The following is a 12,593-nucleotide window of genomic DNA, read 5'->3' as shown; positions in this document are numbered from 1 at the left end:
GAACGGCTACTTGATCACCGCCATACCCGGTTCCCGAGCGTTGGCACCTAGGACGCCCGCGAACCGGCATGCCGGCTCTCGGCCAGCCGCGTTCTCCGCCTGCACCTCGCGTCTAGTCGTGAACCTAGTAATCCCACACCGAACTGGTCCACCCGAGAGCGGTCCACAGGTCACTGTAGGAGCCGGTGGTCCCGGGCACCGCCGCGACGAGCGGGGTGACCTCGGCGGGGACTTGCCCGACCGTCGAGGACAGCTTGCTCGCCGTGCCGGGGAGCGCGTCCCTGGCCGCTTGAGCGAGGTCGGCCAGCATGGAGTCGCTGGTCAGGATCTCGAAGCCCTTCAGGGCGCCGTTCGTGGTCGCCGGCTGCGCGAGGCGGGATGCGCCCGGCACCGACTTGGTCAGACCGCCCTTGCCCAACGACTTTTGGCCGGCGATGGGCGACAGTTCGGGCAGCGGCCCGCCGAGGCGGGTGACGTCCTCTGCCGCGTTGGGACCGCCGAGGCTGCGTCGGCCCCGCGCCGCGATGGCGGCGTCACGCTCGGCCTCGGTCATCTGGCCCGTCGGCTGAGCGGCGGACTTGGACTTGGTGACGCCGCCGAGCAGCCCACCGAGCAGGCCTCCGCCGGTGATCCCGCTCAGGAGACCGCCGAGCGGACTGCCTGCCAGGTTGGTGACCCCGCCCAGGCCATCGGTGGGAGCGTACCTGGCCGCGTTGTATTGGACTTCGGCTTGAGCTGGCACGGCCAGAGCCGCCGCCAAGCCGAATGCTGTGACGGCGACCGCCGCCTTGACTACTCGATTCATGTTGCCTTCCCGGCTCGTGATCGATCGCTCTCGAATGCGGTGGAAATGCGAATCGATAACCCCCGTATGCCGCGGCGTACACGCTATGGGCACCACACGGAGCGTGGCATCGCGGCTGAGCTACGCCAGCAGTTCTATCACTCGTGATGATCGGCCGCAGGCGCATGAATGCCCATGTAGCAGGGGTTTGCAGCCCGGTTACCGAGTGCGGGGGGAGCGTTGAGCGGGAAGACAAAACGGAAATAGGAGGGTCTTGTTTCCGATATAGCGCAGGCGATTGCAGGCGCGTGCGGGAAGGCGCGGAGCGGCCCTCCGGCCCGGGCACAATGGGGTCGCGAAAACAATTGTGCCGGGCCGGAGGGCCGCGAATTTTCCGGTTGCTGTGGACGCGCTGGACCGCTCAGACCGGCAGCAGTGCTTCGACCGGCTCGAACGGAAAACGCTCGGCGAAGGCCGGGCGCAGATCCGTCAGCCAGACCGCCGTCGGGTCGTAGCGCGCGAAGAACGGCCGCCCCACCAGGGAGGGGTCGCGCGCCTGAATGAAGTGGAGCATGAAGACCTGCTCCCCGGCGATTTCCGTGACGCCGTCGACGCATACCTTCCCGGGCGTGGCCGACATGGACGGGCCCCGGACCGTACGGCAGAGTCCGGACACCGTTGAGTACGCATCCCTGAAGATCTCGTACGCGCGGGCCAGGGGAACGGCGAAGTAATCCTGCGGCCCGGTGTCGCGTTCGATGAACATGTAGTAGGGGATCATCCCCATCCTGAGTTGCCGCCGCCACATGGAGGACCACACCACGGGATCGTCGTTGATGGATCGGATCAGCGGCGCCTGGGTCCTGATCGTGGCTCCGCTGCCGAGAATACGCTTGACCGCTGATTCGACCAGCGGCGACTCCAGCTCGCGTGGGTGCGAGAAGTGGGCCATGAACGCGAGGTTCTTGCCCGCGTTCACCACCTCCTCGAACAGGCCGAGCGTGGCGTCCGCGTCGGGGTCGGTGGTGAAACGCTGCGGCCAGTAGGCCAGCGCCTTGGTACCGATCCTGATCGATTCCAACTGCTCCAACTGGACCAGCGGCTCGATATATCGCCTGATGACGGGTTCGCCCATGATCATGGCGTCGCCGCCGGTGATCAGAACGCTGGTCACCTCGGGATGCCCGCGAAGGTAGCTCACCATCTGACCGATGTCGTCGGAGGCGAACTTCAGGTCCGCGTCACCGACGAACTGGGCCCACCGGAAGCAGTAGGTGCAGTAGGCGTGACAGGTCTGCCCTTGTTTAGGGAAGATCAGCGCGGTCTCTTGATATTTGTGCTGCATGCCAGGAACAGGCTCCTCGTCCATCTTCGGGACGTTGAGCTCCTTCTGACCTGCAGGATGCGGGTTCAGCTGCGCGCGTACGCGGTTCGCTTCGGCCTGGATCTCGGCGTTGGGCGCTTCTGCCTTCAGCAGATCGGCCAGCCTGGCGACGTCAGCAGCGGGAAGCATGTCCTCCTGAGGGAAGACGAGCTTGTAGATGGGGTCGTCGGGCGCTGCCGACCAATCTATGAGTTCATCCACGACGTAGGCGTTCGTCCGGAAAGGCAGCACCGTGGCCACGGCGCGGACCTTCAGCCGCTCCTCGTCGCCGAGCCCCGCACGCTGCAGGAGCTCGTCGAGGTGCTTGGACGTGTACGCCTTGAAGCGTCGTGTGCCAGCTTGATTCAAGATCACTAGGCCTTTCCCATCTTTTTTGTTCGATCGGGTGTAAACCTCACGACCCTGTCGCGCGTCTACGGTCCTTAATACCCGGACGCGCCCCGCCGCGTCAGCGGTTCCGCTGGCCTCCAAGTTTTCCTTCAGGTTCACGGAAATGATCAGCAATCGGTTCACGCCACTCGCGACATATCGCGAATTGGCCTAGACTGACTCTTCGTGACCGACGATCCAGACCTGCGCGCCTCGGACGCCGACCGCGACCGTGTGGCCGCGGTGCTGAGCGAGGCGCTCGCCACAGGAAGACTGACCAGCGTCGAGCATACGGACCGTCTGGACCTCGCCTACACAGCGAAGACGGTCGGCGAGCTCGTCCCCCTGACCCGGGACCTGCCCGAGGTGTCCGCGTCCAACGTGCCCGTGGCCATCGAGCGACAGAAGATCGACTCGAAGTTCAGCAAGATCGTGCGCAAGGGCCGCTGGGTGGCGTCCCGCAACACCAAGCTCACCGCGCGCTTCGGGGCGCTCATCATCGACCTGTCGGACGCCGTGCTGCCCGGGCGGGAGATCACGATCGAGACGAACGCCTGGTTCAGCAAGCTCATCGTACGGGTTCCCGACAACGCCCACGTGATCGACGAGGGGGGATCCACGTTCGGCAAGCGCAATGTGACGGGCGGGTCCCATGCGGATGGGCCGCTGATCCGGGTGACGGGGAGATCCGTGTTCTCGAAAGTGATCGTCTCCCGCGGCAAGGACGACTGGAACCTGCATTGATCTTCCACCGTTCTCCCGCCGCACCGCGGCTGCCCAAGCGGCGAGCTTGGGGCGGAGAGCGGCAGCTCGCGTGACCAGCGGAGCCTTCTTGACCCCCTAAGGCCGACATGTCGGCCGTCGACGGCGTGCACATTCGTCGATTGCGCCCGCGCAGTAGGAGGTTCCGATTCAGTCCCCTAAGAGGGTGGGACTGGAAGGGGCGATGGTGGGAACCAAGAGGTCCTACCCGCCGGTTAACCTTGCAGCTGCCTCGCCTACGATGCGGACATACCGAGCCCGCGTTTCGGCCAAGCCGTGACGGCGGGCTCGATGCCGTACGAGGTGATCATTGTCCGACAGCAAGCCCATCGCGCTGGACGCCATGGGGGGCGACCACGCACCGCACGAGATCGTGGCGGGCGCGGTGCACGCCGTGCGCGAGCGCGGCCTGCCCATCGTGCTCGTGGGCTCCCCCCGCGTGCTCTACGAGGCGCTCGCCGACCACGACGCCACCAAGGAGGTCCCGATCGTCCGGGCCGAGGAGGCCCTGGCGATGGACGAGGGCGCTCTGGCCAGCCTGCGCCGCCCCCGCTCCAGCATCGCGATCGCCTGCCACCTCGTACGGCGCGGCGACGCCAGCGCGGTCGTGTCGGCGGGGTCCACGGCAGGCATCGTGGCCACCGGCAGGCTGCGGCTCAAGGCGCAACAGGGCGTGCAGCGACCCGCCATAGCCGTGGCGCTCCCCACGCTCCCCCGCCCGACCCTGCTCGTGGACGCCGGCGCCAACGCCGAGGTCAAGCCAGAGATGCTGGTGCAGTTCGCTCACCTGGGCACGGCCTACGCCGAGCTGGCCTACGGCATCACCCAGCCCAGGGTCGGCCTGCTCACGATCGGCGCCGAGGCCGAAAAGGGCACCAAGCTAACCAAGCGCGCCCACGAGCTGCTGCAAGCCTCCCCCGACATCAACTTCGCCGGCAACGTGGAGGGCTATGACCTGCTGACCGGCAAGGTCGAGGTGATCACGACCGACGGGTTCACCGGCAACGTGGCGCTGAAGACCATGGAGGGCGCGGTCCGGTACGCGTTCGCGGAGCTCAAGCACACGATCGAGGACAGCAGACTGGCCAGGCTGGGCGCGGCGCTCCAGCGGTCCCGCCTGCGTGAGCTGCACCGCCGCCTCGACGCGGAGGCATACGGCGGAGCGGTGCTGCTCGGGCTGAACGGCACCGTCGTCATCGCCCACGGCTCGGCCAAGGCGCCGGCGATCAGCGCGGCCTGCCGGCTCGCGGCCGACCTGTCCAATGAAGGCATCGTGGCCGGAATCGGCGAGAGAGTAGCCGCCACACATCGCTCACACCGGCTGTGGTGACCCCGTAGTCTTTGACACCGATCCACAGATACGGGGGGTTATGTGGACGGGCTCGCCTTAACGGTGGATGGGCTCACCTCGGCGCAAGTGGCGCTCGCGAAGACCAACCACGTCCCGCGCCGGTCGAGCAGATCGCTCGGCGCGATCATCAGAGCGAACGTCCTCACGCTGTTCAACTTCGTCATCAGCGTGCTCTGGGTGCTGATCCTGATCTTCGGTGAGTGGCAGGACGGCCTGTTCGGGCTGATCATCGTGGCCAACGCGTTGATCGGTATCGTCCAGGAGCTGCGTGCCAAACGTACGCTCGACAAGCTAGCGGTGATCAACGAGGCGCCCGTCCGGGTCCGGCGGGACGGCAGGGAGCAGGAGATCCAGCCCCGCCAGGTCGTGCTCGGCGACCTGGTCCTGCTGGGCCCCGGAGACCACCTGCTGGTGGACGGAGAGGTCGTCCGGTCCGACGGGCTCGAGATCGACGAGTCGCTGTTGACCGGCGAGGCCGACCCCGTGCACAAGAAGGCGGGCGACGAGGTCCTGTCGGGCAGCTTCGCAGTGGCGGGCTCGGGCGCGTTCGTGGCCACGAAGGTCGGCACCGACGCGTACGCCGTGAAACTGGCCGAGGAGGCCGGCAAGTTCCATCTCGCGCACTCCGAGCTGCGCGCGGGCGTCGCGAACTTCATCAAGTACATCACTTGGCTGGTCATCCCGATCGGCGCCCTGCTGATCTACAGCCAGGTCAGCAACTCGGTCGACTTCGGCACCGCGATCACCGGCGCCGTCGCGGGCATCGTGACCATGATCCCCGAGGGTCTGGTGCTGATGACCTCGATCGCGTTCGCGGTCGGCGTCGTACGCCTGGGTCGCAGCAAGTGCCTGGTCCAGGAGCTGCCCGCGATCGAAGGCCTGGCCAGGGTGGACGTGCTGTGCCTGGACAAGACGGGCACCCTCACCGCCGGCGGCATGGACCTCGACGAGGTGCTGCCGCTGCGCGACGACCAGCCGATCGACGGCGCGCTAGCCGCCCTGTCCCACGTCGACCAGCAGCCGAACGCCACCGCCCAGGCCATCCGGGCCCATTACCCCGCCGCCGATGACGGCTGGACCGCCCGCGAGAGCGTGCCGTTCTCCTCGGCACGCAAGTGGAGCGGCGCCGACTTCGGCGAGCGCGGCGTCTGGGTGCTCGGCGCCCCAGACGTCCTGCTGGACGGCGGCGAAGGGTACGATCGGGCCGCCGAACTGGCCACCACGGGCGCCCGCGTCCTCGCACTCTGCCGCGCCGACCGCCTCCCCGCCGCGACCGGCGGCCTCTCGTCCGCCCCGGCCACAGGATCCGTGGCGGACGGCGGGCGCGTGGCGCTCCAGGCCGTCGCGCTGGTGACGCTCAAACAGCGCATCAGGCCCGACGCCCGCGAGACCCTCCGCTACTTCGCCGAGCAGGGCGTGACGGTCAAGGTGATCTCCGGCGACAACCCCGAGGCGGTCGCCGCGATCGCCACCGGGCTGGGCATCCCTGACGGCGACCGTTCGATCGACGCCAGAACCCTCCCTGACGACGACATGGAGAAGCTGGGCGAGCTCTTGGACGCGCACGCCGTCTTCGGCCGGGTCAGCCCGCAGCAGAAACGCACGATCGTCGCCGCGCTGCAGGCCCGCGGCCACACCGTGGCGATGACCGGCGACGGCGTCAACGACGTGCTGGCGCTGAAGGACGCCGACCTGGGCATCGCCATGGGGGCGGGCAGCCCGGCGACCAAGGCGGTCGCGCAGGTGGTGCTCCTGGACGACAAGTTCGCGACGCTGCCGCACGTCGTGGGCGAGGGCCGCCGGGTCCTGGCCAACATCGAACGGGTCTCCAACCTGTTCCTCACCAAGACCTTCTACGCGATCGTGTTATCGCTGGCCGTCGGCGTGGCCGGGGTGATGTTCCCGTTCGCGCCCCGCCACTCGACCCTGACGAACGCCCTGACCATCGGCGTCCCGGCCTTATTCCTCGCGCTCGCGCCCACCCTCGAGCGCGCCAAGCCCGGGTTCGTGCCCCGCGTGCTGCGGTTCGCCGTGCCGGCGGGGGTGCTGTGCGCGGTGGCGGTGCTGGTGTCGTTCTGGGCCGCGCACAGCGGGGCCTCCACGCTCGTCGAGGACCAGACGTCCGCGGTGATCACGCTGTTCCTCACCACGTGGTGGGTGCTCGTGCTGATCGCCAGGCCGCTCAACTGGTGGCGGGTGGTGCTGGTCGCCTCCATGGCGGTGGCGTTCGGGATCGGGTTGACGTTGCCGTTCGTCAGGGCGTTCTTCGCGCTCGAACCCGGTGACATCAGCAACGACCTGACCGCCGTCGGCATCTCGCTCGTGGCGGCCGCGGCGATCAGCATCGCGGTCAAGGTCGCCGGTACCCTTAGAACATGACCGACCCGCAGATAGTGCTCACCGAGCGCGTCCAGCAGGCGCTGGCGCACGCGTTCGGCTCGGAGCACGCCGACGCAGATCCGCTGATCCGGCCTTCCCAGTTCGCCGACTTCCAGGCGAACGTCGCGCTGAGCCTGGCGAAGCGACTGCGACGGGCGCCGCGGGAGGTCGCCGAGGCGATCAAGGCGGAGCTGTCGGACTTCCCCGGCACGGTCGAGGTCAGCGGGCCCGGCTTCCTCAACATCACACTCGACGACACGTGGATCGCCGGCGAGGCCCAGCGCATGCTGGCTGACCCGCGGCTCGGCGTCGGCACGATCACGCCCTCTCAGACCGTGGTGATCGACTACTCCGCGCCCAACGCGGCCAAGGAGATGCACGTCGGCCACCTGCGCACCACCATCGTCGGCGACTCGCTGGCCCGCCTGCACGAGCACCTCGGCAACACCGTGATCAGGCAGAACCATCTGGGTGACTGGGGCACGCCGTTCGGCATGCTCATCGAGCACCTCCTCGACATCGGCGAGGAGACCGCGGTCGCGCAGCTCGAAGCCGGCATGGGGACGGAGTTCTACCAGGCGGCCCGGGTCAAGTTCGACGGCGACGAGGCGTTCAGGCAGCGTGCCCGCTCGCGGGTGACCACGCTGCAGGGCGGCGACCCCACCACGATGCGGCTCTGGCACGTCTTCATGGACGCGACCGTCCGCTACTTCAACAAGGTCTATCAGCTGCTCGGGGTGACGCTCACCGACGACGACATCGCCGGCGAGAGCATGTACAACCCCATGCTGGACAAGACCTGCGATGACCTGGAGGCGTCCGGGACGGCGGTGATGAGCGAGGGCGCGCTGTGCGTGTTCCCGCCCGGTTTCACCGGTTCCGACGACAAGCCGCTGCCGCTCATCATCAGGAAGAGCGACGGCGGTTACGGGTACGCCACCACGGACATGGCCGCCATTCGCTACCGCGTCCACGACCTCAAGGTCGACCGCATCCTCTACGTCGTGGGCAACGAGCAGACGCTGCACTTCAAGATGGTGTTCGCGGCGGCGAAGCTGGCGGGCTGGCTGCCGGACTCCGTCTCTGCCGAGCACATCCAGATCGGCATGATGCTGGGCAAGGACGGCCGCCGGTTTAGGACCCGCTCCGGCGAGTCCGCCAAGCTGATGGACCTGCTGCAGGAGGCCATCGACCGGGCCACGGCGGCCATCGCCGACCGCGGCTACGACGAGGCCACCACGAAGGAGATCGCGCACGCCGTCGGCATGGGCGCAGTGAAATATGCCGATTTGTCGGTCAGTCACGACAGCGAGTACGTCTTGGACTTCGACCGCATGCTCAGCTTCACCGGCAACACCGCCCCCTATCTGCAGTACGCCCAGGCCCGGATCCGTTCGATCTTCCGTAAGGGCGAGGTGGACCCGGCGACGGCGACGGGGCCGATCGGCCTCGGCGCGGCCGCCGAGCGCGCTCTGGCGCTCCAACTTCTGGGCTTCAGCGCCGTGGTGGAACAGACGACGGTCGCGAGTGAGCCGCACCGGCTGTGCTCGTTCATCTACGCCACCGCTTCTGCCTTCACGGACTTCTTCGAGCAGTGCCCGGTCCTCAAGGAGGGCGTGGATCCTGACACGCGCGCCTCGCGGCTGGCGCTCTGCGCGCTGACGCTGCGGGTCCTGGAGAAGGGACTCGATCTTCTGGGCGTTCCCGTCCCCGAGCGTATGTAACAGACAGTTGGTTCAAAGTCCCCGTTCCATGTTGTGGGCGCGCCTCCACCGGATTGGCGCGCCCCAACGACTACGCTTTACGCGGTCATGAACTGAGGCCGACATGGGGGAGTTCTCTGCCTTGAGCACGGACCTGACTGCGAGCCCCCAGGCAGCGACGGAGGTGCATCGTTACGCCGAGGCTCTGCTGGCGCACCTCGCCGCGAACGGCAGCGTGCCACCCGCCGCACCAGGGTTCCGCGACGTACCCAGCTACTGGCTTCCCCCGGCCATCGAGGCACTGGCCGCGATTCTCGCCGGCGACGACCCGCTGGAGCCGCTGAGCCGGGCGGCCGGTCGTGACCAGCAGCGGACCGCGCTCTTCCTGTGCCTGGCGCTCGCGGTGTCCGGGCAGGGCAGCCGCATCCACGCCTCGTGGCTGGGCACCGCCTTCGGCGAGCTGTCACTCGACCGGCCGGTCACGCACGGCCAGCGCTCGCTGTGGCTGGCCGCCGCCAGAGGCGCATACGGCCCGGCCGGCAAGATCTTCGTCCTCCGCAAGCTCGACGCGCTGGCCGTTCAGGAGCACGCCGACCCCGAGCAGTGGGTCCAGGCATTGATCCCCGGCAAGCCGACGGTCGTCGTTCCTCCGTCGCTGGTCGACTTCCCGGAGATGGCCGAGATCCCCGAGCTGGCCCGGCCGTCCATGGCCGCCGATCGCCTGGGGAGGCTGCGCGGCCGATGCGCGGAGATCACCTCGACCCGGCAGGCCGAGCACGACTCCATCGCCCCGCTCGACAACAGCTCGGGTAGCCCGGCCGTGACCTGGGCCGAGGACGAGCCGCTCGCCGTGCTGCGCTCGCTGATCGGCTCTGGCGGTCCTGAAGGGCCGATGGCCTCGCTCGGCACACACCTGCTCGACGACCTGCGCCCCGGCGCCGACCCGCACCTCGCGGCGATCGCACTGCACGTGGCGGCGCCGGTCCTGCGTGGCGTGGCCGAGGAACTGGAGGCCGACAGCCGGCTGGAGCCGCCTGCCACGCTCACCGTGCCGCTGCTCGGCCACCGCATCCACCTGCGTCCCGAAGGCCCCGACCAGTCCTCGCTGGCCGCGGCCGAGCACTCGATCATCACCGAAGGAGCCGTGCCGCGCCCTCTCCCGTGGGCCGCGATGATCCTGATCGTGACCGGGATCGCCTGCCTCATCGGGGCGGTGGTGGTCAACAGCCTGCTCGCGGCGGCCGGCGTGACCATGATCGGCCTGGCCGGCTGGCAACTCTGGCAGCGCCGCAAACTGGTCCAAGCGGACGCGCAGTTCGTGGGGGGCCAGGTCGGCGAGCTGAGGGAACTGGCCGAAGGGGCGGTGTGGGCGCTGCACGCGTACGCTCGCGAAGCGGACGAACGCGCGAAGCAGGCCGCCGACGACGCAGCTGAACTGACTCGGCTGATCCGTCGCGGCCCGCGCGCCGCGTAATGGATGTCTGGCAAGAGCTACGCTGACCCGCTGAACGCCGCCCCTCGGTCGCCGCAGCCGACCCGCTGAATGCCGCCGCCCCGGTCGCTGCTCCCGACCCGGCTCATCGCACTGAACCAGCCAGCCGAACAGCACCATCCCGCCAACCGTCGCGGACGCACTGGAGGCGAGCCACCGCGGCGGCAGCCCGCTCAGCGCTCAGCAGGTGTTGCTCTTAAGTCGTCTCGATCTCCACATGAGACGGGGCGAGCAGGAAGACACGATCGGCGATGCGCTCGATCCGCCCCTCGCACCCGAAGGCCAGTCCGGCGGCGAAGTCGACCATCCGCGTCGCCTCGGGCATCGCCATGCCGGAGACGTCCATGATCACAGTCTGCCCTTCGCGGAAGTGCTGACCGATCAACGGCGCGTCGTTGTACTTGAGCGGCTGGACCATCACGATGCGCGACGAGTCGACGTTCGCGCGCCACCGTCTGGCGGCCCGCTCGGTCGCCGGGACGTATTCGTCCTCGTAGTGCTCGTCGTCGTCATAGCCCTCGTCGTAGTGATCGACCCCGCTCAGGCCAAGGTAGCTCACCACCTTGCGCACTGCCCCCATCGGCTTGTCCTTTCCTCAGGAACTCACCGTAATCGGCACGCTCCTACACATTGGACGGTAACCGACGATTCCTCATTCGCCACGCGACACGCCCAGCCCTAATTCCATTTTGTACGGCTTGCAGCTCGCTTGCAGCTCGATATCCGTGCCCCGTATAGCATCGGCCACATGCGCCTCTTCACTGTTGACGCCTTCACCAGCACAGCTTTCCAGGGTAATCCGGCGGCCGTCTGCCTGTTGGAGACTCCGGTTACTGACGGCTGGATGCAGAGCGTAGCCGCCGAGATGAACCTCTCCGAGACCGCCTTCCTGCTCGGCGATTCGTTGCGCTGGTTCACCCCTGCGGTTGAGGTCACGCTCTGTGGTCATGCCACGTTGGCGACGGCCCACGTGCTCTATTCCACGGGCGCGGCGACGGGGCAGCTCGAATTCAAGACGGCCAGCGGCACGCTTACCGTGAATCGTCTCGGCGACGGCATGATCACGATGGATTTCCCGGCCAAGGAGGTGACCCCCGTTCCCGTGCCCGGCGGTCTGGAGAAAGCACTCGGCGTGACACCTGTGCAGGTCGGAAATAGCCACCTTGACCTGCTGGTGGAGGTGGACTCTGAGGAAACCGTGCGGACCCTTTCCCCCGATATCACCGCCTTGGCCGCCCTGGACGCCAGAGGCGTCATCGTCACCGCCCGCGGCACCGACACGGATTTCGTCTCCCGTTTCTTCGCCCCCAAGGTCGGCGTCCCCGAGGACCCGGTAACGGGTTCGGCGCATTGTGCGCTCTCGCCGTATTGGTCGGCCCGCCTGGGTCGCGCCTCATTGGTCGGCGCCCAACTGTCGAGGCGAGGCGGCCTGGTCCGCGTGACGCTGGACGGCGACCGCGTGCATCTGGCCGGCCGAGCCGTGACAGTCCTCTCGGGCACCTTGCATGTCTGACATGGATCTCACTTTACGCGATCGCGAGATTACACAGAGCAGGACGCGCGTGTCGCCGGCAGATCCTGGCTCCCATCGGCAACTGCTCAAGGGTGCGCTGACCGGTTCGACCGTTCCCGTTGGCATACGCCCCCGGCCCCAATCCCACGAGACCGCACGAGTGAGGCGCCCCTACAGGGCTCCCAAGAGCTGCCGTGGCGGTCGCAAGCGCTTGCTCGCTGCGGAGCTGACGGGTTAATGTCATAGCGACGCGATCCAGAATGATGGAACCCGGGAAGGTCGTTCCTCATTCAGGGCTGACGAAGCAGCTGGATCATCCGCGATGTCCCGTGTCAACGGACACGCGTTCCGGGGGAAAAGGCGCCGCCGGCGTCTGGGAACTAACCCAACGGACCGTGGACCGGGATCGCAGATGATCGTGATAAACGCAACCTGGCAACGAGTGGCACTCGGTGCGCTCTTGGTTCTCCTCCTGATCCCCGTGGTCGCGCTGATGGCGCCCGTTCTCCCGTTCCTGATCTGGCGCGTCGAAGGCCGGGAGTTCGTGCTCGCCCTGTTTGACAAGATCACAGAGCTTGCCAGGGCGCTCGTTCCCAGGGAGAAGAGTCGCGATTCGCCCGGCACGGGCTTGAAGCCGGCACCGCGCGGCTCGAAGAGGATCAGGTCGGCGGCGAGCTGAGTGCAGGAAATAGAAAAGCCCCGACGCGTTGTGCGTCGGGGCTTTCCCCAATCAAAGATTGTCCGGCGGTGACCTACTCTCCCACACCCTCCCGAGTGCAGTACCATCGGCGCGGGGAAGCTTAACTTCCGGGTTCGGAATGTAACCGGGTGTTTCCTTCCCGCCATAACCGCCGTA

At 67.6% G+C, this 12,593-nt stretch carries 10 protein-coding genes and 1 rRNA gene; 7 read left to right on the top strand and 4 right to left on the bottom strand.

The features are described from left to right. Positions 1–124: 124 nt before the first annotated feature. On the bottom strand, positions 125–805 hold the full coding sequence (locus tag ACTWQA_RS49450) for a hypothetical protein (protein ID WP_443165782.1): 681 nt from the start codon (positions 803–805) through the stop codon (positions 125–127). A 400-nt stretch (positions 806–1,205) separates the two neighbouring features. Then, complete coding sequence (locus ACTWQA_RS49445; protein WP_443165806.1) at positions 1,206–2,522, bottom strand: KamA family radical SAM protein; 1,317 nt, start codon at positions 2,520–2,522, stop codon at positions 1,206–1,208. A gap of 201 nt (positions 2,523–2,723) precedes the next feature. Between ACTWQA_RS49445 and ACTWQA_RS49440 the strand changes: the two genes are divergently transcribed. From ACTWQA_RS49440 to ACTWQA_RS49420, 5 genes are all read left to right on the top strand, one after another. Continuing rightward, complete coding sequence (locus ACTWQA_RS49440; protein ID WP_443165781.1) at positions 2,724–3,281, top strand: DUF1707 SHOCT-like domain-containing protein; 558 nt, start codon at positions 2,724–2,726, stop codon at positions 3,279–3,281. Positions 3,282–3,609: 328 nt separating this feature from the next. Then, positions 3,610–4,629 carry a phosphate acyltransferase PlsX gene (gene plsX, locus ACTWQA_RS49435; RefSeq protein ID WP_443165780.1) on the top strand — a complete coding sequence of 340 codons (1,020 nt, stop codon included), beginning with the start codon at positions 3,610–3,612 and terminating at the stop codon, positions 4,627–4,629. A gap of 87 nt (positions 4,630–4,716) precedes the next feature. Next, positions 4,717–7,029 carry an HAD-IC family P-type ATPase gene (locus tag ACTWQA_RS49430; protein WP_443165779.1) on the top strand — a complete coding sequence of 771 codons (2,313 nt, stop codon included), beginning with the start codon at positions 4,717–4,719 and terminating at the stop codon, positions 7,027–7,029. Continuing rightward, positions 7,026–8,753 (top strand): arginine--tRNA ligase, encoded by a 1,728-nt coding sequence (gene argS / locus ACTWQA_RS49425; protein WP_443165778.1) that lies wholly within the window; start codon positions 7,026–7,028, stop codon positions 8,751–8,753. The genes ACTWQA_RS49430 and argS overlap by 4 nt, the downstream gene beginning before the upstream one ends. A gap of 121 nt (positions 8,754–8,874) precedes the next feature. Continuing rightward, positions 8,875–10,206: a hypothetical protein gene (locus tag ACTWQA_RS49420; RefSeq protein WP_443165777.1), complete on the top strand. Its 1,332-nt coding sequence runs from the start codon at positions 8,875–8,877 to the stop codon at positions 10,204–10,206. 214 nt (positions 10,207–10,420) lie between these two features. Here ACTWQA_RS49420 and ACTWQA_RS49415 read toward each other — a convergent pair whose 3' ends face one another. Then, complete coding sequence (locus ACTWQA_RS49415; protein ID WP_305919704.1) at positions 10,421–10,804, bottom strand: cell division protein SepF; 384 nt, start codon at positions 10,802–10,804, stop codon at positions 10,421–10,423. Positions 10,805–10,972: 168 nt separating this feature from the next. Here ACTWQA_RS49415 and ACTWQA_RS49410 point away from each other — a divergent pair, with 168 nt between their 5' ends. Both ACTWQA_RS49410 and ACTWQA_RS49405 read left to right on the top strand, forming a co-directional pair. Beyond that, on the top strand, positions 10,973–11,737 hold the full coding sequence (locus ACTWQA_RS49410) for a PhzF family phenazine biosynthesis protein (protein ID WP_443165776.1): 765 nt from the start codon (positions 10,973–10,975) through the stop codon (positions 11,735–11,737). A gap of 412 nt (positions 11,738–12,149) precedes the next feature. Next, complete coding sequence (locus ACTWQA_RS49405) at positions 12,150–12,416, top strand: hypothetical protein (RefSeq protein WP_443165775.1); 267 nt, start codon at positions 12,150–12,152, stop codon at positions 12,414–12,416. A gap of 60 nt (positions 12,417–12,476) precedes the next feature. Here the strand turns inward: ACTWQA_RS49405 and rrf are convergent. Beyond that, a 5S ribosomal RNA gene (gene rrf, locus ACTWQA_RS49400) occupies positions 12,477–12,593 on the bottom strand.

This window comes from Nonomuraea sp. 10N515B (genome assembly GCF_052245915.1).
GTDB lineage: Bacteria > Actinomycetota > Actinomycetes > Streptosporangiales > Streptosporangiaceae > Nonomuraea.
Note: the sequence above shows the minus strand (reverse complement) of the source record. Positions and strands in the feature narration are given on the sequence as shown.

What these genes read in the sequence shown, in the direction of transcription:
- ACTWQA_RS49415 (WP_305919704.1), bottom strand. Translation starts at nt 10,804, where the DNA reads ATGGGGGCAGTGCGCAAGGTGGTGAGCTACCTTGGCCTGAGCGGGGTC.
- ACTWQA_RS49405 (WP_443165775.1), top strand. Translation starts at nt 12,150, where the DNA reads ATGATCGTGATAAACGCAACCTGGCAACGAGTGGCACTCGGTGCGCTC.
- argS (WP_443165778.1), top strand. Translation starts at nt 7,026, where the DNA reads ATGACCGACCCGCAGATAGTGCTCACCGAGCGCGTCCAGCAGGCGCTG.
- ACTWQA_RS49410 (WP_443165776.1), top strand. Translation starts at nt 10,973, where the DNA reads ATGCGCCTCTTCACTGTTGACGCCTTCACCAGCACAGCTTTCCAGGGT.
- ACTWQA_RS49450 (WP_443165782.1), bottom strand. Translation starts at nt 805, where the DNA reads ATGAATCGAGTAGTCAAGGCGGCGGTCGCCGTCACAGCATTCGGCTTG.